This window comes from Bradyrhizobium sp. USDA 4486 (genome assembly GCF_054057995.1).
The window spans coordinates 3987829-4012416 of record NZ_JBSRZV010000001.1; the positions used below are offsets into that span (position 1 = coordinate 3987829).

Sequence of the window (24588 nt, forward strand, 5' to 3'; positions counted from 1 at the left end):
CCGGGCGATCCAGTGCTCCGAGACGGTTGTGATTGAATCGAGAAGCCGCGGCGTACTGGATGCCCCGGTCAAGCCGTGGCATGACAGTGTTGGAGGTGGCTAGACCGAGGCTGACACGCCGGCAGTCGTCTCGCGCACCGCCGCCCCACCCTCCGCCAGATGCCGTCCCGCGATGTAGCCGAACGTCAGCGCCGGCCCGAGCGCAATGCCTGGCCCTGGACAGTTCCCGTTCATGATCGAGCCCATGTCGTTGCCGCAGGCATAGAGGCCGGGAATCGGCGTGCCGTCCTCACGCAGCGCGCGCGCCTGTGCATCAACCTTCATCCCGATCGCCGTGCCGAGATCGGCCGGATAGATGCGCATCGCGAAGAACGGCGCGCGGAGGATCGGCGCGACGCAGGGGTTGGGCTTGTGGGCGGCGTCCCCGAGATGGCGCTGATAGGCCGTGCTGCCGCGGCCGAATTCGGGATCGCGGCCTTCTCTCGCATCCGCATTGTAATTCTCAACCGTCGCCGTGAGCGTGGTTGGCTGATGCCGACCTTCGCTGCCAGCTGCGCGATGCCGGAAGCCTCGATCAGCTCGCCGCTGGCGACATAACGGCGCACATTGCGCGTGAATGGCTTGATGCGGCCGAGACCGTAAGCCCAAAGGAACTGACGGTCGCAGATCAGATAGAACGGCCGGTCCGGCTCGCCATTGCCGTCGCGCAGCATGGCTAGCACGAACTCGTGATAGGACAGCGCCTCGTTGACGAAGCGGCGGCCGGCGGCGTTGACGGCGATCACGCCAGGCTTGGCGCGGTCGGTCACCATGTGCGGAAAGACTCCGCGGCTGCCATCGGCGCGGCGGAACAGCGAGGCCGGCACCCAACAGGCCGGGCTCGTCGCATCCGTATTGAGGGCGGCAGCGACCGTGGCCGAGAGCCGAAGCCCGTCGCCTGTGCTTGATGTGTTGGCCGCAGAGATGACGCTGGCAGCAGGCGGGAAGAAGCGCTTGCGCAAAGTCGCGTCATGCGAGAAGCCGCCGGTCGCCAGCACTACGCCGCGACGCGCGACGATCGGGCGATCACGCGCGCCGTGACGGATGACGACGCCAACGACGCGATCACCCTGCGTCGACAGATCCTGGACATCCGCGCTGAACAAGATTTCAACCTGCCGCGCCAGCAGCGAGGCGTAGAGCTGCGCGGCGAGCGCATTACCGAGATGCAGCGTCGTGCCGCGCGGGCTGCGCAGCCGCTGCAATGCGTATGCGGACACCAGCCGCGCCGTACGCAAGGTCGAACGCAGCGATTTTCCAACACGCCGCAGCTGCGGGATCTCGAGCGGGTTGACCATCATCCCGCCGAACAGCGTGAGCTCCGGCGGCGGCGGCCGCAGCCGCGCGAAAGCCCGGCCAAGCATTGTGCCGTCGAACGCCACCGGCTCCAGCACGCGCCCGCCCGGCGTCGCACCGAGCCGCTCCGGATAATAATCGGGATAGGCTTTGACCGACTGAAGGCGAACCTGCGTGTTGGCTTCGAGATATGCAATCGCCTCCGGCCCGCGCGCGAGGAAGGCAGCACGCAAGCTGGCATTGGCTGGCCTGGGCACAGTGCTCCACAGATAGCGGACGGCATCCGTGATGCTGTCGGACAGCCCCGCCTCCTTCATCTTGGCATTGGCGGGAATCCAGACCATGCCGTCGGACCAGGCCGTGGTGCCGCCGACGAAGGCGGTTTTCTCGATCACCAGCACGCGCAGGCCTTCGGCGGCGGCCACTGCCGCGGCCGTCATGCCACCGGCACCGGCGCCGATGACAATGACGTCGTAGGTCTCTTGTGCCGGCATCATGCAAGGATCCGAGGCGCGAGGCATGCTAGCGTCATACCCCGCCCGCGGGCTCGCAGCTAGCGTTGCGGCTTGCGTTCGATCGGGTCGATGTCGATCGCCCGCAGGCGGCCGAGCCGCAGCACGTCCATGGCGAGCCGGCGACCGATGCGGTCGCGGTCGAGCACGCGGATCAGATCGTCGACGCCGTTGATCTCGACGCCGTCGAGCCTGATCACGACGTCGCCGGGCAGCAGGCCCGCCTTTGCCGCCGGCCCGTCCGGCTCGATCTGCATCAACAGCGCGCCCATCTTGTTCTCGACGCCGGCCACGACCGCGTGCCGCCGCGGCACCGGCGCGGTCTGTCCGGCAACGCCGATATAGGCCCGGCGGACATAGCCGTGGCGGATGATCTCCGACAGCACGAATTGCGCGGTGTTGCTGGCGACCGCAAAGCAGATGCCTTGCGCCCCGTTGATGATGGCGGTGTTGATGCCGATCACCTCGGCATTCGACGACACCAGCGGCCCGCCGGAATTGCCGGGGTTGAGCGCGGCATCGGTCTGGATCACGTCCTCGATGGTTCGCCCGCTCACCGACCGGATCGAGCGTCCGAGCGCCGAGACCACGCCGGCCGTCACGGTCGATTCGAAGCCGAGCGGATTGCCGATCGCGATCACGAGCTGGCCGCGCTTGAGGCTCTTGGAATTGCCGAGCGCGGCATAGGGCAGATCGCGCACGCCGTTGGCGCGCAGCAGCGCAAGATCGGTATCAGGGTCGACGCCCAGCACCCGGGCGTCGCCGACGTGACCCTCGACGTCGCGCAGGCGGATCTCCCTGGAGGAGCCGACCACGTGGCTGTTGGTGAGCACGAGTCCATCCGGCGAGATCACGATGCCCGATCCGAGGCCGCCGCGCTCGCGGCCGTTGGGGACCTTTGGCCCGGTCTCGACGCGGACGACGGCTGGGCCGACACGGTCGGTGACGTCGATCACGGCATTGGAATAGGCGTCCAGCAGCGCCCGATCATCGACTGGCGCAGCCGCCGTCGTCCGCGATGACGGCGCGTCATCGGCGATATCTGAGGTAAAGTCCAACATGGCAAGAGTCCTTGAAGCTCACACAGATGGTGGCCTGTTCCCTCCTACGCAAGGGACCCGCCGGGGGCGCAGGGCTGGACTGCCCAGGTGGCTAGGGCGCCCGCCGCAGCGTGCCCGCCCTCGCCTTGACCGGATCGAGCAACGACCAGTCGCCATCCGGGAGGACATGGCCTTTTGGGAATGGCGCGCGCAGCTCGAGCCCGAGCGAGCGCAGCACGCGGTCGTCGCGGTAGTAGCATTGCAGCACGACGCGAACGAGCGTTGCGGCAGGCACGCCGCCGTGCTTGCGAAACTCCTGCGCCGCCGCGTCGCGCGCGGCGGGTTCGAGATCAGCAAGCGGCATACCGGCCAACCGCGCCAGGTGATCCAGCGCTGCCGCGACAGGTCTGCTATCGCGGCCGAGTGTTGCAAGGATGTCGGCCTGGATGATCTCGTCATCGGCGCCGGGGACGCGATATTCCTCGCTCGGTGGAATGATCATGGCGGCGATGGTGCGGAGGTCGTCGCGCTGCCGCGGCGAGAGGGTCGGCTGATCAGTCATGGCGTCCTTTCGTCGAAACTCTACAGCCACAGTGACGGTGTGCTCCCTGCGGGGCTGCGTTTGAATGCGATCATCTCAATCGAACAAATTGGCGAGGCGCTGCTTCATCTGGTCGGCGATGTAGAGCGCAAGGGCCTGGATGGTGGAGGTCGGATTCACCCCGCCCGAGGTGACGAAGATGCTGCCGTCGACGATGAAGAGGTTCTTCACGTCGTGCGTGCGGCCCCATTCGTTGACCACGGAGCGCTCGGGGTCGGTGCCCATGCGCGCGGTGCCGAGCAGATGCCAGCCGCCCCAGGGGATCGGCGAATTGACGCAGATGTCGCTCGCCCCTGCCGTCTCCAGAAACTCGCGGCCGCGGGCGAGCGCATGCTCCATCATCTTCCGGCTGTTCTCGCTGATCGTGTAGTCGACCTTCGGCGCGGGAATGCCGTGGCTGTCCTTCAGCACCGGATCGAGCGTGACGCGATTGTGCTCCTCCGGCAGGTCCTCGCAGATCGCGGAGAAGCCGAGCCGGTGGCCGTTGAGCTTGCGGAAGACGCGGTGATGATCTTCGCCCCAGGGCAGAATGCCCTTCTGCTCGCTGACCACGGCCTCGAACACCGGACCTGCGCCGCGCACGAACTGCACGCCATAGCCGCGCACGAAGCCGCGCGATAGGTCGGTGTCGTACCACTCCTTGCTCCACAGGCAGGTCGGCGGCGCGCGGTTGGAGTCGGTCGGCTCCGTCACGTAGCCGTAGATCTGCGCATAGGGATGGAACATCAAATTCTTGCCGACGAGGCCGGACGAATTGGCGAGGCCGTTCGGGAAGCGGCTGGATGCCGAGTTCAGCAGCAGCCGCGGCGTGCCGACGCCGTTGCAGGCGATGATGACGACATGCGCCGGCTGGAACTGCTCGACGCCGTCCTTGTCGTAGTACACCACGCCCGAGGCCATGCCGTTCTCATCGGTGGTGATCTCGCGCACCCGGCAATGGGTGCGCAGCTCGACGCCGGCGCGGATGGCGTGCGGCCAATAGGTGATGTCGGTCGAGGACTTTGCGCCTTGCGCGCAGGCAGGCGTGCAATGGCCGAGATTGATGCAGCGCGCCCGGCCCTCATAGTCCATGGTTGCGACCGTCGTGTCCGACGGCCACCAGTGCCAGCCGAGCTTGTTCATGGCCTTGCCGATGATGGCGCCGGACAAGCCCATCGGCTGCTGCGGCATCGGCGGATGCGTCAACGGCGACAGTGGATCGCCCGACAGGCCCGATGTGCCCATCATGCGGTCGTTCTCCTCGAAGAACGGGGTCAGCGCGTCGTAGTCGATCGGCCAATCGTCGGCGACGCCGTCGAGCGTCTTCACCTTGAAATCGGAGGGATGCAGCCGCGGCCAATGCGCGGTGTACATCACCGTCGAGCCGCCGACCGCGTTGTAGTTGACGACCTTGATGGGCGAGTTGTCGTCATTGATCGGGTAATCCTCGGGCCGTCCACGGACATTGGGGCTCGACGACCACTCACCGTAGAACTTGGCCTCCCAATCCCGCCCCGTGCTGGGATATTCCGCCGGATTCATCCAGCCGCCCTGCTCCAGGCAGAGGATGTGCATCTTGGTCTCGGCCAACGACCACGCCACCGCTGCGCCCGACGCGCCGGCACCGATGATCAGGACGTCCACGGGATCTTTCATCGCAACCTTGTCCTCCCCCTCGCCGCTTCCCGGGCGATTCGGCCTTCGCGGACCGGAAGGCTGCGCAAACGATAGGGGCAGAGCGACGGCTGAGTAAAGCCGCGAGGCCGGAATGTCGCACTTCGCAGGGCGCAGACCATTGGTATCGCCTCGTCCGGATGCTAGGAACGATGCGCAAGAGCAATCGATAGCGAGACCGTATGTCCTTCCGAAATTTCTTTGCCGCCCCCCGCGCTTTTGCGCTCGTTTCGTTTTTCGCTCTGTCAGGAATCCTGATGCCGCCAGAACCGGCCGCCGCGCTGACTGCAGCCGCGACGGTCCGGGACGGCAATTCCATCCAGCTCGGCGACGTGACCTATCGGCTCGACGGCGTCGATGCGCCTGAGCTGGACCAGGTCTGCATCGACGACCACGCCGATCCCTGGACCTGCGGCATCGAGGCCCGCGAGCAGCTGAACAAATTGATCAACAAACGCTCGGTGCGCTGCGATGATGTCGGGCCAGAAAAGAGCTTTGGCAAGCGGCACCGGGCGATCTGCACCGCCGAAGGCGACAAGGCGAGCTTGAACGAGCAGCTGGTCAAGCTCGGCTATGCCATCGCCCGCGAGCCGATCAAGGCGAACGTCAAGCCAGCGGCGACCGACGCCAAAACCGCATCGGCCGGGATCTGGAAGGGCTGCTTTGTTGCACCGCAAGATTTCCGGACCGGCAAGAAGGATGGGACGCTGCTGGGCGCTGCCTGCCGCGCCGATCGCGACAAGGAAATTCGCGCCGTGCTGTTTCCGGAGGATCTGACGATGCCGCCGAGCTGCAGCATCAAGGGCAAGCTTGCGGTGCGCGCCCGCGTCACCGGCAATATCGGTATCTATCATTTGCGGGGCTGCCCGAGCTACCCGGCGACGACCAAGCCGGATCGCTGGTTCTGCTCGGAAGACGACGCCCAGGCGGCGGGCTTCCGCAAGGCCTACAACTGCCGCCGGCCAAAGTGAAAAATTGGTTCACGCAGCCGTGAGTGGTACTCCGAGACAGTATTGATCCGGAATTGAACTCCAGCGGGAGTTGCTGCACCTATATGTGTATGCGAGCGCTTTGCGCGAGCGTTTCCTTGGCAGCAATCCGGCTTCGGCCGATTGTCTTTGCTGGGGCGTTTCCTCCCTAGACTTGGGCCGCTTGTCACAAACAAGCGGCTCTTCTTTTTGCGGAGCTGTTGACGCCAACTCCGCCCGGCCATGACGATGCGGTAAGATCAACGCATCAGGCTCACGACTTCCTCCGCTGCCATGCGAGCTACTGACGCATCATGATCTGATCCATCGGGGGCATGTTCTGGTTGAGATGCGACATGATCCAGACGGTGCCGCCAACCACCAGGAAGACGACCAGCAGCCCGAACGCCAGCGCCAGCACGTTGTTGGTGTTGTCCGGGCCCGTGGTGATGTGGAGGAAGAACACGAGGTGCACACCCATCTGCGCGATCGCGAGCACGATCAGCGCGACCGGAATCGAAGGCTGCCAGACAAGGTCAGTTCCGGCGATGAAGAATGACATCGCCGTGAGCACCAGCGCCAGAGCAAGGCCGACGACATAGCCGAGGATCCGCTCGCCGACGCTGTGATGCTCTTCCTCGCCCGGTGCGAGGTCATGTTCGGCATGCATATGCGTCTGATCGCTCATACGCCACTCCCAAGCAGGTAGACGACCGAGAAGACCCCGACCCAGATGATGTCGAGCGCGTGCCAGAACAACGCAAAGCACATCATCCGCCGCAGGACGTCGGCACGAAAGCCTTTGGCGAAGACCTGGGCCATCATGGTGAGCAGCCACAGGACGCCGGCCGAGACATGCAGGCCATGGCAACCGACCAGCGAGAAGAACGACGACAGGAAGGCGCTCCGCGACGGGCCGTAGCCGCGCGCAACGAGATCGGCGAATTCGCGGAATTCGATGACGAGAAAGATCAGGCCGAGCACGCAGGTCACGGCCATGCCGAGATAGAACCAGAACCGGTTGCGCACATCGGCGGCAATGCTGGCCATGCCGCAGGTGAAGCTCGACAGCAGCAGGCAGACCGTCTCGATCGCGACGTTCCGCTGATCGAAAATCTCGGAGCCCTTGGGTCCATCCGCTGTCTGGGTGACGAGCACCGCATAGGCTGCGAAGAAGCAGGAGAACATCACGATATCGGAGAGCAGGAAGACCCAGAAGCCGTACGCGGTCACGATCCGCTTCGACGCGGGCCCGGGATGCTCGATGACGATGCCGATGTGATGCGGATCGGCGTGGGCGTGCCCGGCGGTCGCGGTCATCGACATCAGATGGCTCCCGCCATGCTGACGAGGCTGCGCCGCTCCTCGAGATTGACGCGGTCGATGCGGGCGACCTCGGCGGCCGGAATGACGTATTCGTCATGGTCGCGCCAGGCGAAAACGACGAAAGTCGCGAACGCTCCGACGCCGCCTAAAATGACCATCCACCAGATGTGCCAGATCAGCGCAAAGCCCATGATGGTGGCGAAGAAGGCGCAGACGAAGCCGGTCGGCGAGTTCCGGGGCATCTCGATGTCCTGATACTCGGGCACGTCATGTTCGAGCGATTGCTGCTGGGCGCGGGCCTTCATGTCCCAATAGGCGTCCTCGCCACGCACATCAGGATTGAAAGCGAAATTGAACACGGGCGGCGGCGACGAGGTCGCCCATTCCAGGGAGCGCCCGTCCCAGGGATCGCCGGTGCGGTCACGCAGCGCCTCGCGGTTGCGGATGCTGACCACGAGCTGCATGATCTGGCTGATCACTCCGATCGACAGCAACAGCATGCCGAACGCCGCGATGATCATCCACGGCCTCCAGACGGCAACATCATAATGCTGCAGGCGCCGCGTCATGCCCAGCATGCCGGCGATGTAAAGCGGCATGAAGGTGACGTAGAATCCGATGAAGGTGAACCAGAATGCGACCTTGCCCCAGCGTTCGTCGAGGCGAAAGCCGAACGCCTTGGGGAACCAGTATTCGAAGCCGGCAAAGGCGCCGAACAGCACGCCGCCGATGATGACGTTGTGGAAATGCGCCACCAGGAACATGCTGTTGTGGAGCATGAAATCCGCCGGCGGCACCGCGACCAGCACGCCGGTCAGGCCGCCGATGATGAAGGTGACCATGAAGCCGACCGACCACAGCATCGGTGTCGCGAAACGGATGCGGCCGCCATACATCGTGAACAGCCAATTGTAGAGCTTCACGCCTGTCGGTATCGCGATGATCATACTGGCGATGCCGAAAATGGCGTTGACGTCGGGGCCGGCGCCCATCGTGAAGAAATGGTGCAGCCACACCATGAAGGAGACGACGCAAATCGCCATAGTGGCAAGCACCATCGAGCGATAGCCGAACAGCGCCTTGCCGGAGAAGGTGGACACCACCTCGGAGAAGATGCCGAAGGCCGGCAGCACCAGAATGTAGACCTCCGGATGTCCCCAGGCCCAGATCAAATTCATGAACATCATGACATTGCCGCCGGCTTCATTGGTGAAGAAGTGGAAGCCGAGGTAACGGTCGAGCAACAGCATCGCCAGCGTAGCGGTGAGGATCGGGAACGCCGCGACGATCAGGAGGTTCGAGGCGAGCGTCGTCCAACAAAACATCGGCATGCGCAGATAGTTCATGCCCCTCGTCCGCAGCTTCAACACCGTCGTGACGAGATTGATGCCGGCGACCAGCGTGCCGACGCCCGAGATCTGGAGCGACCAGGCGTAATAGTCGACGCCGACGCCCGGCGAATAGGACAGTCCCGACAGCGGCGGAAAGGCGAGCCAGCCGGTGCGCGCGAACTCGCCGATCACGAGCGAGAGGTTGACCAGCAGCGCGCCGGTCGCGGTCAGCCAGAAGCCGACCGAATTGAGCGTCGGGAAAGCAACGTCGCGCACGCCGAGCTGGAGCGGCACGACGAGGTTCATCAGCCCGATCACGAACGGCATCGCCACGAAGAAGATCATGATGGTGCCGTGAGCCGAAAAGATCTGGTTGTAGTGCTCGGGCGGCAGATAGCCTTGCGACTGGTAGGCGATCGCCTGCTGGATCCGCATCATGATGGCGTCGCTGCCGCCGCGCAGCAGCATCACGGAGGCGAGCAGGATGTACATGACACCGATGCGCTTGTGGTCGACGCTGGTGATCCATTCGTGCCAGAGATAGGGCAGATGTCCCTTCACCACGACCCACACCAGCACGCCCAGGATCGCCACCAGCACGATTCCGCCTGCGACGAGCGGAATGGGTTGATCGAACGGGATCGCTGACCAATCGAGCTTACCGAGCATCGTGGCCTCCAATGTGCGACCGGCCAGCCTCGGATGCGAGCTCCGGCCCGGGCCCCGGCGGGATGTGCTGGGTCGCGATCAGGTCGAACAGGCGGGGATCATCGAGGCGATAGACCGGCCGGCCCCTCTCGATGCCCTGCTGCATCAGCTTCTTGTAGCTGTCCTCGTTCAGCACGGCGTCGGTCTTCGCGGTGGTCGCCACCCAATCAGGGAAGGCCAGTGACGAGATCACGTTGACGTCGAACATCATGTCGGGAAAGCCGTCGCCGGAGAAATGCGCCGACAGACCCTGGAGCTTGCCCTCATTGTCGGCGCGCAGGTTCAGCCGCGTCACCATGCCGTTCATGGTGTAGATCATGCTGCCGAGCTGCGGGATGAAGAACACGTTCATGACGCTCGACGAGGTCAGCTGGAAATTCAGCTCCGCGCCGGCCGGCACCGTCAGCGAGTTGACGATGGCGATGCGCTGGTCGGGATAGATGAAGAGCCATTTCCAGTCGAGCGAGACGGCCTGGATCCGCACCGGACTTCCGGTGCCCGGCACAGGCGCGGCGGGATCGAGCTGATGCGAGCCGATCCAGGCGACGCCACCGAGCAGAATGACGGTGAGCGCCGGGATAGACCACACCACCATTTCGACGCGACCGGAATAGACGAAGTCCGGCCGGAAGCGCGCCTTGGTATTGGAGGCGCGAAACCAGAACGCGAACGCAAGGATCGCGAGAATGGTCGGCACCACGATCACGAGCATGATGAAGACGGAATCGACCAAAATGGTGCTGTTGGCCGCAGCTACGGGCCCTTGTGGATCAAGCAGATTCATCGGCAAGCCACTGGCGGTTGGGAAGCCCCGAGACAGAGCCTAGCGCGGGAAAGGCTCCGGCAGCAAACGCCGCGACCTCGGAACGGTTCCTGAGCCGCAACGGCAGCGATGCCCGATGAGCCGGCCGCAGCATGCAATTCCAAGTGATGTCAATGACATGAACGCAGGAGCCGCGCCCTTCTCGCAGGTCGGGTCGATTGCTAATCTGCACGAAAATAATGAGACGGACCGATCCCGGGAGTGAACTGACATGCGCTTGAAGGACAAGGTTGCGATCGTCGTCGGCGCCGGCCAGAGCCCCGGCGAAGGCATTGGCAATGGTCGCGCCGCCGCGCTGACCTTCGCGCGCGAAGGCGCGAAGGTCTTATGCGTCGACCACCATCTGGACTCGGCGCAGGAAACGGTTGCAATGATCACCGCGAAGCAGGGCGCCGCCGCGGCCTGCAGGGCCGACGTGACCAAGGCTGCCGACATCAAGGCGATGGTGGCGGACGCGCAATCGCGCTGGGGCCGCATCGACGTGCTGCACAACAATGTTGGCGTGAGTCTTGCCGGCGGCGACGCCGAGCTGCTTCAAATCACCGAAGAGGCATTCGACCGCGTCGTCGCCATCAATCTGAAGAGCTGCATTCTCGCGGCGAAGGAAGTGATCCCGATCATGCGCGCGCAAAGGAGCGGCGCCATCATCAACATCTCGTCAATGGCGGCGATCACGACCTACCCTTACGTCGCCTACAAGGCGACGAAATCGGCGATGATCGCCTTCACCGAGCAGCTCGCCTACCAGAACGCCGAATACGGCATCCGCGCCAACGTCATCCTGCCCGGCCTGATGAACACGCCGATGGCCGTCGACACCCGCGCCCGCGGATGGCACAAGACCCGCGCCGAAGTCGAAGCCGAACGCGACAGCAAGGTGCCGCTGCGCAGGAAGATGGGCACGGGCTGGGACGTCGCGAACGCCGCGCTGTTTTTGGCGTCGGACGAAGCCAATTTTATTACGGGCGTGACGCTGCCGGTAGACGGCGGGGCGAGCGTGAGACGGGGGTAGGTCGATGCGAGTGAGGTGCTCTTGCCTTCTCCCCTTGTGGGAGAAGGTGGCGCGAAGCGCCGGATGAGGGGTATCTATCCGCGTACTCGATTGTGAGAGGTGCTTGTGGAGAGACACCCCTCACCCGTCTCGCCGCTATGCGGCGAGCCACCCTCTCCCACAAGGGGAGAGGGAAGCGTCACTGCGGCCCGCGCGTCACCCGCCAGATCGTGCCGTTGCCATCCTCCGACACCAGCAGCGATCCATCCTTCGCCACGGCGACTCCGACCGGCCGTCCCCACACCTCGCTGTCACTCACCACGAACCCAGTGACGAAATCCTCGTACTCGCCCGTCGGCTTGCCGTCCTTCATCCTGATGCGGATCACCTTGTAGCCGGTGCGCTTCGATCTGTTCCAGGAACCGTGCTCGGCGGCGAAGGCGTCGCCCTGATACTCGGACGGAAACTGCGCGCCCTGGTAGAAGGTCATGCCGAGCGAGGCCGAGTGCGGCTGGATCAAGACATCAGGCACCGTCACCTTGTCGTTGAGGTCCGGCCGCGCTCCGACATGGCGCGGGTCCTCGTTGCCGCCGATATAGAACCAGGGCCAGCCGTAGAAGGCGCCCTCCTTCACGCTCGTCACGTAATCAGGCACGAGATCGTCGCCGAGACCGTCGCGCTCGTTGGTCGAGCACCAGGGCAAGCTGGTCTCCGGCTGGACCGCAAGGCCGACGCAGTTACGGATGCCGGTGGCATAGATCTTCCGATCCTTGCCATCGGGATTGAAGGCCAGTACCGCGGCGCGCTCGAGCTCGCTCGCCCAGGCTGCGCCAAGCGGCTGCGCCTTCGCCCATGCCTCCATCCCGCCGGGCGGCGTGCCCATGCCTTCGGCGACGTTGCTAAGCGAGCCGACCGACACGAACATGCGCTTGTTGTCTGGCGTGAAGACGACATCACGCGTGGAATGCCCGCCGTCATGTGGCAGGCTGGCCACGATCGTCTCGGCCTTGCCGCGCGCCTTGAGATCGCCGGCCTGATAGGGGAAGCGGATGACACTATCGGTATTGGCGACGTAGACCCATTGCGGATTGTCGCCGTTCGGAAAGAAGGCGATGCCGAACGGCTGCCTCAGGCCGCTGACAAACACCTCGTTGGTCGCGAGCTTGCCGTCCTCTCCGGCGCGCAGCACACGAATGGTGCCGATCCGCGTCTCCGCGACGAAAATGTCGCCATTAGGCGCGACCCTAATGATGCGCGGCGCGCGCAGGCCTTCCGCGAACAGCTCTATCTGGAAGCCGGCCGGCACCTGGGGCGCGGCTTCCGATCGACGCGACACCACGCGCGCGGAGCTCGCAACCGATCGTGTGGCGCCGGGCCGCACCAGATCCTCCGGCCGGATCAGCCTGACCGTGCCGGGTTTATCGGCCCGCCAATCGCCGTAAGCATCCTTGCCTTGCAGCACTGGCTCGGCCTGCGCGGCGGTCGCGACCACGACCGCAGTCATCGCGATGGAGACCCTGTTCCTCACCTTTCTTCCTCCCGGCCAGTTTGTCCCGGCATCAACGCCGTTCAACTCGCAAACGTTCTGCGGCAGGTCAAACACCTGCCGAATCCCACGTCACGGCCTGCCCGCACGATGTGCATCGGCTGCGGCCCATCATACTGGAAAATAGCACGGATCGATGCGACACATTGGAGGGGCTGGGCCGCCGGTTGCGGCCATCAAGGCTGCGGCATCGGGGCCGCAATTGATGGGATGATCATGTGGGGATCCATCATATCGGAATGGGCGAGCCTGCTGCTCCGCTGGCTGCATGTGGTCGCCGCGATCGCTTGGATCGGCAGCTCCTTCTATTTCATCGCCCTCGATCTCAGCCTCAGGCCGAGAGGTGACCTGCCCGGCGGCGTGCAGGGCGAGGCCTGGCAGGTCCATGGCGGCGGCTTCTACCGGATCATGAAATATCTGGTCGCGCCGAGCCAGATGCCGGACGAGCTGACCTGGTTCAAATGGGAGGCCTACACCACTTGGCTCTCAGGTTTCGCGCTGATGGTGGTGGTCTATTATCTCGATGCCGATTTGTTCCTGGTCGACAAGTCGATCCTCGACCTCACGCCATTCCAGGCCGGCCTGTTCAGCTTCGGCAGCCTCGCCCTGGCGTGGCTGCTCTATGAGGCCGCCTGCCGCACCGGGCTCGCGCAACGCGAGCTGCCCTTCGCCATCGGCGGCTATCTCTTTCTGGTCGCGTTGACTTACGCCTTCACGCATGTGCTGAGTGGCCGCGGCGCCTTCAACCAGATCGGCGCGATCATCGGCACCATCATGGTCGCCAATGTCTTCACGCTGATCATCCCGAACCAGAAGAAGATCGTGGCGGCACTGATCGCAGGTGAGGCGCCCGATCCGAAACTCGGCAAGGCCAGCAAGGAGCGCTCGGTCCACAACAACTATCTGACTCTTCCTGTCGTCGTGCTGATGATTAGCAACCACTATCCCTTGCTCTACGCCACGCGCTTCAACTGGATCATCGTCGCGATCGTGCTCGCGCTCGGCCCCGTGATCCGCCACTTCTTCAACGAGCGCCATGCCGGGCGCAAATCGCCGTGGTGGGTGTGGGGTGTGGCGGCGGCGGGCGCGATCGCGATCTGCCTGCTCTCCGCGACAGGTCCGCGCGAGGCGAAGACGAGCGCGCTGCAGGTCCAACCCACGCTCGCCAATGTCGAGGAGATCGTGATGTCCCGCTGCAGCATGTGCCATGCGGCCGAGCCGGTCTGGGCCGGCATCGTGACCGCGCCGAAGGGCATTTTGCTCGACGCGCCCGAGCACATCCATCGCAACATCCGCCTGATCGGCCGCGTCGCGGCCTGGTCCAACGCGATGCCGCCGGGCAACATCACCGAGATGACCGGCGAGGAGCGCGCCACCCTCGCCGCCTATCTCGAGCGGGCGCGCTGACGTCGGGCCAGCCTTTGGCGGAATGAAATTCCGCATCTTCCGCCGATTTGAAAATGACTTGACCGCACATCCGGCGTAGACATGATCCGCGGCCGCTGCAGCGGCCGAAGTCAGTTTGCATGCGGGGAAGAACAGTGACTCTCAAGAACGTCATCGGTATCGACCACGCCGTGGTCATGGTGAAGGACCTCGACAGGGCCGCCGAGAACTACCGGCAGCTCGGCTTCACCGTCTCGCCGCGCGGCACCCACAGCCCGCATATGGGGACCGGCAACTACACCATCATGTTCGATCCCGACTACATGGAGCTGCTCGGCGTGCTGGTGGCGACCGAGCACAACGCGCCGGCTCGCGTTTTCCTGGACAAGCACGGCGAAGGCATCGAGCGCATCGCTTTCACCGCGGTCGATTCCGCTGCGGGCGCCGAGGAGATCCGCGCACGCGGCCTCATGCCGATCGGACCGACCGATTTCGAGCGGCCGGTGACGCTGCCTGATGGCTCCGTCTCGGCGGCGAAATTCCGCGCCTTCATGTGGCCGACCGCGGAAGCACCGGGCGGCGTGCGCATCTTCGCCTGCCAGCACAAGACCCGCGAGACGGTGTGGATCCCCGAACTGATGAAGCACGCCAATGCGGCCAAGCGAATCAGGCAGATCCTGATCGCAACGCCGGAGCCGGCGAAGGAGGCCGCACACCTTGCGCGTCTGATCGACCGCGAACCGAAGGCCGCGGTCGATGGTGCCGTGACGGTGCCCTCCGGCGGCGACCGTGCCGATTTCGTCTATCTGACGCGCGAGCAGCTCGGCCAACGCTATCCCGGCGTGCCGCTCGCAGGCCTCTACGAGCGCGGCGGTGCGGCGCTCGTTCTCGTCAGCGGCGATATCGCCGCGACCGAAAAGGCGCTGGGCGCGGCCGCGGTACGCAGCGGGGCCGCGATCTGCGTGCCACCGGCCAAAGCCAACGGCACCCTGCTCGCGTTCGTTGCGAAAGCGTAGCCGCACTTGCCGCTTGCACGTTGCATCTGTCCGCGGCTCCCGTAGATCCGCGGAGCCGGCATCGCCGGTTCTGCGGCGGGAACACCCGTACTAACACCGACCCTCCCGCGGAATCGCAGCTTCGCCGCAATTACGGTTAATGAAGTCCTCGTTGCCGGCGCACATGCCGGTCGTTCCCCACAGTTCGAGGACTCTGACCGAGATGCGATTTCTCGTCGCGGCTTGCGCTGCGTTGCTGATCGTGATGTGCGACGTCGGCTCGACGACGTCCCGGCAAGCGGAAAACACCGACAACGCCCTTCTGAAAACCGATCGCGCGCCCTCTCTGGTTCCCCTCGTCGAGCTCTTCCTTTCCAGCGTGCAGGCCATTGAGCTGACGAACGCGCGCGCTGCATATGAGGAGACGATCGAGCCGGCGCGAGCGGTCGAAACCGTCGCGCCTGCCCCGCTTTCGTCGACTGAACAATTCTGCCACGCGCTGCGCGAGGCCGCGGAGGCCAGCGGCATTCCGGTGCCGTTCTTCGCGCGCCTGATCTGGCAGGAGAGCCGCTTCAGGTCCAACGAGGTCAGCCAGGCCGGCGCGCAAGGCGTTGCGCAATTCATGCCGGAGACGGCCGCCGAGGTCGGCCTCGACGATCCCTTCGATCCGATGAAGGCGCTCCCGGCATCGGCGAAATTCCTGAGCAAGCTGCGCGACGATTTCGGCAATCTCGGTCTTGCCGCGGCCGCCTACAATGCCGGCCCCGGCCGCATCCAGAGATGGCTGGCGAAAGAGAGCGAGCTGCCGCGCGAGACGCGCGACTATGTCCGCATCATCACCGGCACCCGAGCCGAAGACTGGACCACGCGCGCCGACGCGCTGGCGATCCGGATCGACCTGCCGCGTGAAGCACCTTGCGAAGGCATCGGCAGTCTCTCCAAGACCAGAGACGTCGCCTGGGTTCCGGTGAACCTCACGCCCTCGGTCACCACCATCATGCGCAAGGCCGAGCAACTGGCGGCGCGTTTGACCGCCAACCGCGCCCGCAAGCGGCTTGCCTCGGTGATCCGCAAGACCACCAAGGCGCGCAGCATGATCGCGGCGCGCGCGGCCGGCAAGAGCGCCAAGGCCCGCGCCATCCGCTTGGCCGCACGCGAGCGGTCCTCAGGCTGACGCGCGGACCGGAAGCCGCTCGCAGGAGCGGCTTCCGAAGTGCTGCGATCTAGTCGATCTCCTCGATCACGCGACGTTCGCGCGGCTCGATGACATAGGTCCGCGTGTCGCGATGGATGTAGCGGTATTCCCGCAGGTCGGGCGCATCCTGGTAGACCGTGCTCGGGAATTCCTCGACCTCGACGGTCTCGGGGACGCGGTCACCGACATGTATCTCGGTACGCGCGGTGCTGCCGGTGGTGCGCGCTTCGCTACGGCCCTCCGTACGGGTTTTCACGTGCTTGCGGATCACCTCACGATCGCGATCCGAGAATTTGCTGGCGCTGCGCTCGCGCGTGGTCGTCGTCGCGGTGGACTGTCCTGAATACGGCAGCACCGTCACGATCTTGTAGGTCGCAGGATCGACCACGACGATCTGATCCTTCACCAGCGCAAAGCTGTAGCCGCGGTACTGCGGCACGATCTCGACCACGTCGGGCGGCAGCGTCGACAGCTGCACGTCGCGCGGCACCACGGTGCCGACGTTCAGCGAGAAATTGACGTTGGTGAGCGGTCGCACGTTCAGGCGCGAGATCGACGCGCTGATCCTGCTCTCCTGCTGCCGATCGAGATTGACGTCGGTGCGGGAAGCCGTGTTCGTTCCGGATCGTTCGCCTTGCGCCTGGCTCGTGCCCGATGCATTTGGCGACTGGGCCTGGTTGGTTCCCGCGCTGGGCGCCTGCTGCGCCTGATTGGTGTTGGATGACGGATTGCTGGATGACGGATTGGTCCGGTCCTGCGCCTGGTTGGTGTTCGTCGCCGGCGGGTTGGCGCCCTGCTGCGAGGCGGGCGGATTGCCGGCGGTGTTGGAATTCGTCGTCCCACTCTGCGATCGCGATGAATCTGCGCTGTTGGACGTATTCGACGTGCCCGAGCTGTTGTTGGCGGAGCCGGACGATGGCGGCGGGGCCTGCGTGTTCTGCGTCGATGCTGCCGGCGATGACTGGGACGGCGCTGTCGATTGCTGCGGGCTGGTTGTGCTCGGCGCCGGGCTGGTCTGCTGCGAGGTCGTATTTGACTGCGATGGTGGGGTCTGCTCAGTCTTCGAGCTCGTGCCCGGTGATTGCGCCAGGGCGGCATTCGCCAGCACGAGGCCTAATGCAGTCGTCGCTAACATTCGGATCATGGTTCTCCTCCTCTTGTCCGGTTCTGTATGGCTACCAACCTGCGTTAAGAGGCTCGGTTCCAGTTTTTCCCGGGCCGGTGACAGATGAGGAACCAGCGATGCCAACGAGAAGCGCCGGGATCGTCGCCTATCGCATGCGATCTGAGATCGAGGTTCTGCTGGTCCATCCCGGCGGCCCGTTCTGGCGCAACAAGGATCTCGGCGCCTGGTCGATCCCGAAGGGCGAATATGAAGACGGGCAAGATGCCGAGGAAGCCGCGCGGCGCGAATTCGCCGAGGAGCTCGGTGTCGAGGTGGCCGAGCCACTCACTGCGCTGGGCGAGGTGAAGCAGCGCGGCGGCAAGATCGTCACCGCTTTCGCCATCGCGCTCGATGTCGATACGCTCAATGTCCGCAGCAACATGTTCGAGATCGAATGGCCGCCGCGCAGCGGCAAGCGACAGGCGTTTCCTGAGATCGACCGCGCCGCGTTCTTTACGGTCGACGAAGCGGCCAGGAAGATAAACGAGGGCCAGCGCCCGTTGCTCGAGCGGCTGGCGCGACTGATTAACCGGCGCCCTACTCCGCCTTGATGTTCGCGGCCGCGACGACCTCGGCGAGATCCTTGGTCTCCTTCGCGATCTTGGCGGCATACTCGGCCGGGCTCAGCACGCTGATGACGCCCTGCGTCTGCAGCCGCTCCTGCAACACCGGGTCCTTTGCCGCGGCGACGATCTCACGATGCAGCGTCTCCAGGATCGGCGCGGGCGTTGCCTTCGGCATGAAGAAGCCGACCCAGAACGAGATGTCGAAGCCGGGGTAGCCGGCTTCCGCGACCGTCGGCACATCCGGCAGCGATGGCAGCCGCTCGGCGGAGGACACCGCGAGCGCGCGCAGCTTGCCGGCCTTCACCAGCGGCACCGCGGAGAGCGGATCGAACACGGCGAGCACCTCCTGCGCGAGGATGCCGACCTCGGACGCAGCCCCACCGCGATAGGGCACGTGGATCAGCTTGATGCCGGCCTTCTGGCTCAGCAGCTCCATGGCGAGATGAGCGAGATTGCCGTTGCCGCCGGAGCCGTAGGCTAGCTCGCCCGGCCTTGCCTTAGCCGCTGCGACGAGATCGGCAACCGTCTTGATGTCAGCGGTCTTGGGATTCTCCGGATTGACCACCAGCACCAGCGGCGCCGAGACGACCGTGGTGAGCGGCGCGAAGTCGCCTATCGGATCGTAGCGGGCGTCCTTGAACAGCGTCTTGTTGAGGGTGATGGTGGAGGAGTTGCAGGCAAGGATGGTGTAGCCGTCCGCATCGGCGCGCGCCAGGCCTTCGGCGGCGATCATGCCGTTGGCGCCGGCGCGGTTCTCGACCACGAAGGGCTGCCCGAGCTTGTTGCCGAGGCGGTCGGCGACGATGCGCGCGACGACATCGACCGGGCCGCCGGCGCTGAAGCCGACCATGATCTTGGCCGGACGCGCCGGATATTTCTGCGCAAACGCGTGTGTGGACAGCACAGAGGCGCAGAGCGCGGCGACGAGCACCAGCAGGCGGGCCGTTCGTTGCATTGGTTCTCTCCCCAACCTCGGCGCCTCTGCTTGTTGTTGATGCGGCGCGTCGCCAACCATGAATAGCCGTCGCGCCGATTTCCGCAATCGCGTTTTCCACGGCGGCATTCCGCCGCGCGGCAGGCGAGAGCCCCGATCCAGACAAAACCGCGAAAACAACCCCATGCACAGTAGGCGGCGCCCGTCCGAACAAGGACCCGCGGGTCTATTTCGCGTATCCCGAAAATGGGTTTGACACGTCGGGCAAAACAGGTGCAGAATGGCATCATCGCGACAATCGCGGTGCCGGCACTACGCCCGATCCTGGGCGGCTCGACCTGGCTAGCGTAAACCCCTCACCGACATCTCAAATCTCAACCGCCGCGCAACAGGCGCCACTGGCCTCGCGCTCCGCGAGCCCTCGCGCCTGGGCGGGCAAAGGATACCTCGCATGACGACATCCCCGACGAGCACCCAGACGATGCTCATCGCGGCGGACGACCGCGCCGCGACCATTGTAAGCCCGAAAGTCAAACTCCGCCGCAGGCGCATCGTGATCGACCATCCCGATCCGAGCGCCGGCGAAAGGATGCTGGCCGAGGCGCTCGGCGCCGTCGACCGCGACGCGCTGCATGGTCTCTTGAGCCAGCTGGCGAAAGCCAGCGTGGTTGCACGCAAACCGGGCCAGGGCAATCTCGCCTTCATGGTCTCGATGCTCAAGAGCATTGCGGCAAAGGACTCGTTCGAAGCCATGCTGGCGGCGCAGATGGTGAGCGTCCACGTCGCGTCGATGCGTAGCGCCTGCCGTCTCGCCTGCACCGACGACGTGTCGCAGCAGGAGAGCCTCACGCGCGCGCTGACCCGGCTGGCGCGCACCTTCGCAGCCCAGGTGGAGGCCTTGAACCGTCACCGCAGCAACGGCGCGTGTGCGATCACGGTGCAGAATTTGTCGGTGCAGGATGGCGGCAGGGCTGTTGTCGGCAATCTCACACAACACGCGAACTTGATCGCTGCGCAGCCGGGCCTGGTGGACGCGGCGGCCGTCGGCGCATGAGTCACGCGCGCAACACAGCCCCAATGCGAACGAGCCCGCGTTGCGGGGCGCAAACGCGCGATGGCGACCCCTGCCGCGCACCGGCGCTGCGCGGCCGGCCTCGCTGCCGCATGCACGGCGGCGCGGCGGGATCCGGCGCGCCCTTTGCAAACAGCAATGCCATCAAGCACGGCTTTTTCACCGGCGAAGCCATTGAGGAGCGAAAGCTTGTTTCGCACCGTTCTGAGGGAAGCAGAGCGACTGCTCCGCCAACTGCGCACGGAGACCAAAGCCATCCGCAACTCCTGAGACATGAAACCAGACCCGTGGTGCATCTTCGAGACGCGCCTTCGGCGTGGTCAGGATGAGGACGGAGCGCGTAGCAGCTTTTCGGTGGACAACGCCTGGTCAGTCCGACGCCGTCCTCGCCGAGATATCGTGGCTGGTGCGCGTTCCCTCGCCGTTGTCCAGATGATAGAGCGCGGTCGCACCGCCGGCAGGACAAGCACGATGATAAGGATGGCAATGACGTTCTTTGTGCTCACGGACGCCTCCTCCAAGAGACGTGATCAAGAGACGCGATCAAGACCCGATGATGTTCGTCAATCGAGCCTTCTCAGGTGGAGTTCCGTGAATTTTCGATGACGCCTGCGGCGGGATCAGTCGCGGGATCATCGGGATTCGAAATGTCCGTCTGCAGCCGGAACTTCTTCGCGGTGGCGTCACTTTGAATCGGCAACGGAAGCACGCCCGATGAATGCCGAAACGGAACTCAAATTCCGCCTTGCGCCGCGCAAGCTGTCATCGGTCTTGCGCGCCGCCAATTCGAACGGACGACGAGGCGACAGGTCCGAGCAGGCGCTGGTGTCGACCTATTACGACACGAACAAGCTGAAGCTCAGGCGACATGGTCTCACGCTCCGCGTCCGCAAGGTCGGCGATCGCTATGTGCAGACCGTCAAGGCGGGCGGCTCCGGAACCCTCACACGCGGCGAATGGGAACATGAGGTCGCAGGCGCAAAGCCCGATTTCAAGAAAATCAAGAACACGCCCCTCGACGACCTCTCATCCAGGAAGCTTCCGCGCAAACTGCGGCCGGTGTTCCAGACCGAGGTCCATCGCACGACCGAGGCAAGGCGGGTGCGACGGAGCCAGATCGAGCTCGCCGTCGACCGCGGCCGCGTCGGCGCGGGGCGGCGCTCGCGGCCGATTGCCGAGCTCGAGCTGGAATTGAAGTCCGGCCAGGTCGCCGATCTGTTCCGACTGGCGCGCAATCTCGAACGCAAGACGGGCGCCGAGCTCGATCTGCGCTCGAAAGCCGAGCGAGGCTTTCAACTGGTCGCCGGCAACGGCACAGGCGCGCAGCACGCCGAGCCGATCGCGCTGAAAGCCGAGCTCTCGCCGCGCAATGCCTTCGGCGTGATCGCGCATTCGACGCTGCGACAGATCACGGCGAATGCGGATCCGGTGCGGGACATGGATTCGGAAGGCGTCCATCAGATGCGCGTCGGCCTGCGGCGCTTGCGGGCCGCGATCTCGCTGTTCTCGGACGTCCTGCCGCGCGCCAGCACCGAGCGGATCAAGGCCGAGCTCAAATGGCTCACGAGCGAACTGGCGCCGGCGCGCGAGATCGACGTCTTCCTCAAGGAAAGCATTCAGCCGATCGCCGATCAAGGCGTGCCGAAACGCGGCGCTCGCGCGATCGCCAAGCGATTTTCCACGGAACGAAGCGAAGCCTTCGCACGCGCCCGCGAGGCGGTCGAGTCGGCCCGCTACCGCCGCCTGCTGATCGACGTGATCGAGTGGATCGAGACCGGACAGTCCCGCGCCGGCGACGACGGGTCGATTGCCCCTTATGCCGCCGAGGTGCTGGATCGCCGGATCAGGAAGGTACGCAAGCAAGGCAAGAAGCTGGACGATCTCGATCCGCGGCAGCGCCACAAGCTGCGGATCAAGGTCAAAAAAATCCGCTATGCCGTCGAGTTCTTTGACAGCCTCTACAGCGATCGCGGCCGCAAGCAGCTCGCAAGCCTCTCCAAGCGGCTGAAGCAGATTCAATCTGCACTCGGGTCGCTCAACGACTTCATGGCGCATCGCGAGCTGGCGACCGAGGCGGCGTTGACGGCGCCGCCGGCGAACCGACGCGCCCAGGCTTTCGCATCGGGATTCATCGTCGGCCGGGAGCGCGAGGTGGCAAACGGCCTGATGAAGGACGCCGCGAAAGAGCTGCATCGACTGCACCGGCTGCGCGTCGTGCCGGGCAACTGAACGGAGAACCCGCATGTCATGGGTCGGCAGTTGGCGAAACCAGTTCGGCTCCATCCTGCGCATCATCAGCGACGCGGAGGGACGCATCGAGGGCACATTCGAGACCGCGCTCGAAGACAGCGGCTTCTATGGACAGACGGTGCAGGTCGCCGGGTTGCATCGGGGCAATTGCATCGGCTTTGTCGCCGTCGGCTCCTCGGCGACGGGCGACCGCGTCGTTTCGTACACGGGATTGTTGCGCCACGGAAAGATGGAGACCGCCTGGTTCGTGGTCGCCGACCAGGCGCTGAGCGCGGCCAGCGAAGGCGATCCCGCCAAGCTCAAGCCGCTGAACTGGTGGCGCGCCGTGACAACCAATGTCGACACGTTCGAGCGGGTCCAGAGCGTGATGGGATGAGGCTCGACTAGTTCCGATTGAGGTGCACTCCTTCCACGCTTGTTAACCGGACGGACTACATCCATCAGGACATCGACATCATCACCACGCGCTTGAGCTACAAATTCGGCGGGCCTGTCGCCGCGAAATATTGATACTTTTCGAAATAGAAACTCCAGACCCCGGCATCGAGCAGGCCCTTTTGTTTTGGCGGGGCGTTCCGAAAGGCAGGTCTACGTGCCGCCTGATCCTCGCGCCATTGTTGTCGCTCCTCGAACCGTTTCGACATTGGCACGTTGCAACGTGGCCCGCCTCTCGGCGATGGCGTTGCTCAACAGATCGAGAACCAGGTGGAATGCCGCGAGCTCCTCTTCCTCAATTGCGCCGTCGTCGTAGCACGCGAGCGTTTCGCGTATGATGCCGTCGGCTTCGCGCTGGAGCGCCAAGAGCTGCTGGTTGGACTCCGCGGTCTGCGCGCTGGACACCATGGCCAGGATTCTCTTGCGATGGCTGGTGTTTTCCTCCCTTTCGTCGCGATTCAAATAGCGGCGCAACCAGGCGGCGGCCGAGCCGATGCCGGAGAGAAGCAGCAGCCCGAACCAGAAATAATCGCCGTAGCGGTCGAGAAAGCTGCGCTCGTTGCCGTCGATCACGGCCGACGCTCCACGATGTACCGGCAGCTCGGTATCCTTCTCGAGGTCCGGCTTGGTGATGTGGGCGGCACCTGGGACCTGCCTGGCGATCGCCTGACGAACGGCAAAGAGCTGGCGGAAGAATGCGGCCACGGTCGTTTCGGACAAGGCCTTTCTCGCCACGATCAGGTGGCTGACGCTGACTGTCTCGACCTTGTCGTCCGGCCAAGCCGGATCCGCATTGAAGACGCTGGGCGGGATCTCCTCGGATTCATAGCGGGGATGCTTCAAGGCGATCGCTTCCGAGGTCTCGACGGCGAGAAACTTCGGCTCGCCGCGCAGGCGCGCCGTTGGCTGCGATGGCGTCGGATGTGATCTTGCTGTCGAGCGGCCCGACTGCCATGAAGGCATCGAGGCGAGGGTCGCGCGCCAGTGCCTCGATCTGGTCCGTGCCAAAGTGCGTCACTGCGACCTTGTCCGCATCGACGCCGGAGGCGCTCAGGATGACCCGCAGCAACGCGGCATTCGCCGGCGTCTTTCCGATGATGCCGACATGATGCCCGGCGAGATCGGCAACCTCCTTGATTTTCGGCGTCGGCTTTCGTTTCGAGGTCTTGCTTGCAAGTCCGGACGGCGACCACAGCACGACGAAGTTCCTGCGCACGACCGCGACTTCCTGCGCGTCGGCAGGCATCTCCAGGTCGCCGCGGCCAACGGCCAGGTCGGCCTTGCCGGCCCCAAGCAGCGCAAGCGACTGCGCTGCCCCTTCGGTCTTGATCGGCGACAGCCTGACGGTTCGGCTCTCGGCACCAAAGGCATCGGCCATCGCCTGAATGACCTTGTCATCGTCGCTGCCCGATGGTCCAACGGCGATCCGAAGCGTCGCCGGCCGCAACGCATAGTAGAGCGCGCCCGAGGCCGCGGCAAAGACAAGAAATCCAACCGCGAGAACCAACAACAAGGCATTGCTTCTTCTCCGCTCGCGGCGGGCGGCGTCAGTTGTCGCCTGGCCTGTATTCTCCGAAAAGGTCATCGTCGTTGCCAATCGCAATCAGGAGCAGCTTCCCGTGTCACCCGTTCTTCACGGGAACAACGTGCTGACGGCCGCGCCGGTTCATCGGCCTGACGCTCGAAATGGGCGGAGCTCGGGATCCCCGGCCGGTCGGCCGTCGTGATGCTCTCGGGCCCTTCTAGCGAAGCCACA

General features: G+C 64.7%; 20 protein-coding genes and 2 pseudogenes. 10 read left to right on the top strand and 12 right to left on the bottom strand.

What is annotated here, in order from left to right:
* Positions 1-99: 99 nt before the first annotated feature.
* From ACVWY3_RS19415 to ACVWY3_RS19430, 4 genes and pseudogenes are all read right to left on the bottom strand, one after another.
* A pseudogene (locus ACVWY3_RS19415) lies at positions 100-1832 on the bottom strand (FAD-dependent oxidoreductase).
* 56 nt (positions 1833-1888) lie between these two features.
* A complete protein-coding gene (locus tag ACVWY3_RS19420; protein WP_456839910.1) occupies positions 1889-2908 on the bottom strand; it encodes a S1C family serine protease in 1020 nt (339 codons plus the stop codon).
* A 91-nt stretch (positions 2909-2999) separates the two neighbouring features.
* Positions 3000-3449, bottom strand: a complete 450-nt coding sequence (locus ACVWY3_RS19425; RefSeq protein WP_456839911.1) for a hypothetical protein — start codon at positions 3447-3449, stop codon at positions 3000-3002.
* A gap of 75 nt (positions 3450-3524) precedes the next feature.
* The gene (locus ACVWY3_RS19430; protein ID WP_456839912.1) at positions 3525-5123 is read right to left on the bottom strand and encodes a GMC family oxidoreductase; all 1599 of its coding nucleotides are present in this window, start codon (positions 5121-5123) and stop codon (positions 3525-3527) included.
* A 200-nt stretch (positions 5124-5323) separates the two neighbouring features.
* Between ACVWY3_RS19430 and ACVWY3_RS19435 the strand changes: the two genes are divergently transcribed.
* Positions 5324-6112 carry a thermonuclease family protein gene (locus ACVWY3_RS19435; RefSeq protein ID WP_456839913.1) on the top strand — a complete coding sequence of 263 codons (789 nt, stop codon included), beginning with the start codon at positions 5324-5326 and terminating at the stop codon, positions 6110-6112.
* A gap of 298 nt (positions 6113-6410) precedes the next feature.
* Here the strand turns inward: ACVWY3_RS19435 and cyoD are convergent, their stop codons facing one another.
* The 4 genes from cyoD to ACVWY3_RS19455 are packed head-to-tail and all read right to left on the bottom strand — an operon-like array spanning position 6411 to position 10258.
* A complete protein-coding gene (gene cyoD / locus ACVWY3_RS19440; protein WP_456839914.1) occupies positions 6411-6797 on the bottom strand; it encodes a cytochrome o ubiquinol oxidase subunit IV in 387 nt (128 codons plus the stop codon).
* Positions 6794-7435, bottom strand: coding sequence for a cytochrome (ubi)quinol oxidase subunit III (locus ACVWY3_RS19445; RefSeq protein ID WP_456839915.1), 642 nt, complete (start codon positions 7433-7435; stop codon positions 6794-6796). Before ACVWY3_RS19445 ends, cyoD begins: the two co-directional genes overlap by 4 nt.
* Positions 7435-9435, bottom strand: coding sequence for a cytochrome o ubiquinol oxidase subunit I (gene cyoB / locus ACVWY3_RS19450; protein ID WP_456839916.1), 2001 nt, complete (start codon positions 9433-9435; stop codon positions 7435-7437). Before cyoB ends, ACVWY3_RS19445 begins: the two co-directional genes overlap by 1 nt.
* A complete protein-coding gene (locus ACVWY3_RS19455; RefSeq protein ID WP_456839917.1) occupies positions 9425-10258 on the bottom strand; it encodes a cytochrome ubiquinol oxidase subunit II in 834 nt (277 codons plus the stop codon). Before ACVWY3_RS19455 ends, cyoB begins: the two co-directional genes overlap by 11 nt.
* Positions 10259-10508: 250 nt before the next feature.
* Between ACVWY3_RS19455 and ACVWY3_RS19460 the strand changes: the two genes are divergently transcribed.
* Positions 10509-11309, top strand: coding sequence for an SDR family NAD(P)-dependent oxidoreductase (locus ACVWY3_RS19460; RefSeq protein ID WP_456839918.1), 801 nt, complete (start codon positions 10509-10511; stop codon positions 11307-11309).
* A 178-nt stretch (positions 11310-11487) separates the two neighbouring features.
* Here the strand turns inward: ACVWY3_RS19460 and ACVWY3_RS19465 are convergent, their stop codons facing one another.
* Positions 11488-12816 (bottom strand): PQQ-dependent sugar dehydrogenase, encoded by a 1329-nt coding sequence (locus ACVWY3_RS19465; protein WP_456839919.1) that lies wholly within the window; start codon positions 12814-12816, stop codon positions 11488-11490.
* Between the two features lie 234 nt (positions 12817-13050).
* Here ACVWY3_RS19465 and ACVWY3_RS19470 point away from each other — a divergent pair, with 234 nt between their 5' ends.
* The 3 genes from ACVWY3_RS19470 (at position 13051) to ACVWY3_RS19480 (ending at position 16389) form a co-directional block, all read left to right on the top strand.
* Positions 13051-14241: a urate hydroxylase PuuD gene (locus ACVWY3_RS19470; RefSeq protein WP_456839920.1), complete on the top strand. Its 1191-nt coding sequence runs from the start codon at positions 13051-13053 to the stop codon at positions 14239-14241.
* Between the two features lie 134 nt (positions 14242-14375).
* On the top strand, positions 14376-15236 hold the full coding sequence (locus tag ACVWY3_RS19475) for a VOC family protein (protein ID WP_456839921.1): 861 nt from the start codon (positions 14376-14378) through the stop codon (positions 15234-15236).
* Positions 15237-15438: 202 nt separating this feature from the next.
* Complete coding sequence (locus ACVWY3_RS19480) at positions 15439-16389, top strand: lytic transglycosylase domain-containing protein (protein ID WP_456839922.1); 951 nt, start codon at positions 15439-15441, stop codon at positions 16387-16389.
* Positions 16390-16438: 49 nt separating this feature from the next.
* On the opposite strand, the gene ACVWY3_RS19485 is transcribed toward ACVWY3_RS19480, so the two are convergent.
* Entirely contained in the window at positions 16439-17554 is a 1116-nt protein-coding gene (locus ACVWY3_RS19485) for a DUF1236 domain-containing protein (RefSeq protein ID WP_456839923.1), read from the bottom strand.
* A 98-nt stretch (positions 17555-17652) separates the two neighbouring features.
* On the opposite strand from ACVWY3_RS19485, the gene ACVWY3_RS19490 reads away from it, so the two are divergent.
* Positions 17653-18126 carry an NUDIX domain-containing protein gene (locus tag ACVWY3_RS19490; protein ID WP_456839924.1) on the top strand — a complete coding sequence of 158 codons (474 nt, stop codon included), beginning with the start codon at positions 17653-17655 and terminating at the stop codon, positions 18124-18126.
* On the opposite strand, the gene ACVWY3_RS19495 is transcribed toward ACVWY3_RS19490, so the two are convergent.
* Positions 18113-19096 (bottom strand): Bug family tripartite tricarboxylate transporter substrate binding protein, encoded by a 984-nt coding sequence (locus ACVWY3_RS19495; protein ID WP_456839925.1) that lies wholly within the window; start codon positions 19094-19096, stop codon positions 18113-18115. The two genes, ACVWY3_RS19490 and ACVWY3_RS19495, sit on opposite strands and share 14 nt — an antisense overlap.
* Before the next feature lie 430 nt (positions 19097-19526).
* Between ACVWY3_RS19495 and ACVWY3_RS19500 the strand changes: the two genes are divergently transcribed.
* From ACVWY3_RS19500 to ACVWY3_RS19515, 4 genes are all read left to right on the top strand, one after another.
* The gene (locus ACVWY3_RS19500; protein ID WP_456839926.1) at positions 19527-20129 is read left to right on the top strand and encodes a hypothetical protein; all 603 of its coding nucleotides are present in this window, start codon (positions 19527-19529) and stop codon (positions 20127-20129) included.
* 23 nt (positions 20130-20152) lie between these two features.
* Positions 20153-20476 (top strand): HGGxSTG domain-containing protein, encoded by a 324-nt coding sequence (locus ACVWY3_RS19505; protein ID WP_456839927.1) that lies wholly within the window; start codon positions 20153-20155, stop codon positions 20474-20476.
* A 385-nt stretch (positions 20477-20861) separates the two neighbouring features.
* Positions 20862-22376, top strand: coding sequence for a CYTH and CHAD domain-containing protein (locus tag ACVWY3_RS19510; protein WP_456839928.1), 1515 nt, complete (start codon positions 20862-20864; stop codon positions 22374-22376).
* Between the two features lie 13 nt (positions 22377-22389).
* Positions 22390-22773, top strand: coding sequence for an avidin/streptavidin family protein (locus tag ACVWY3_RS19515; protein WP_456839929.1), 384 nt, complete (start codon positions 22390-22392; stop codon positions 22771-22773).
* Between the two features lie 212 nt (positions 22774-22985).
* Here the strand turns inward: ACVWY3_RS19515 and ACVWY3_RS19520 are convergent.
* Positions 22986-24417, bottom strand: a pseudogene (locus ACVWY3_RS19520) (TAXI family TRAP transporter solute-binding subunit).
* Positions 24418-24588 lie beyond the last annotated feature (171 nt).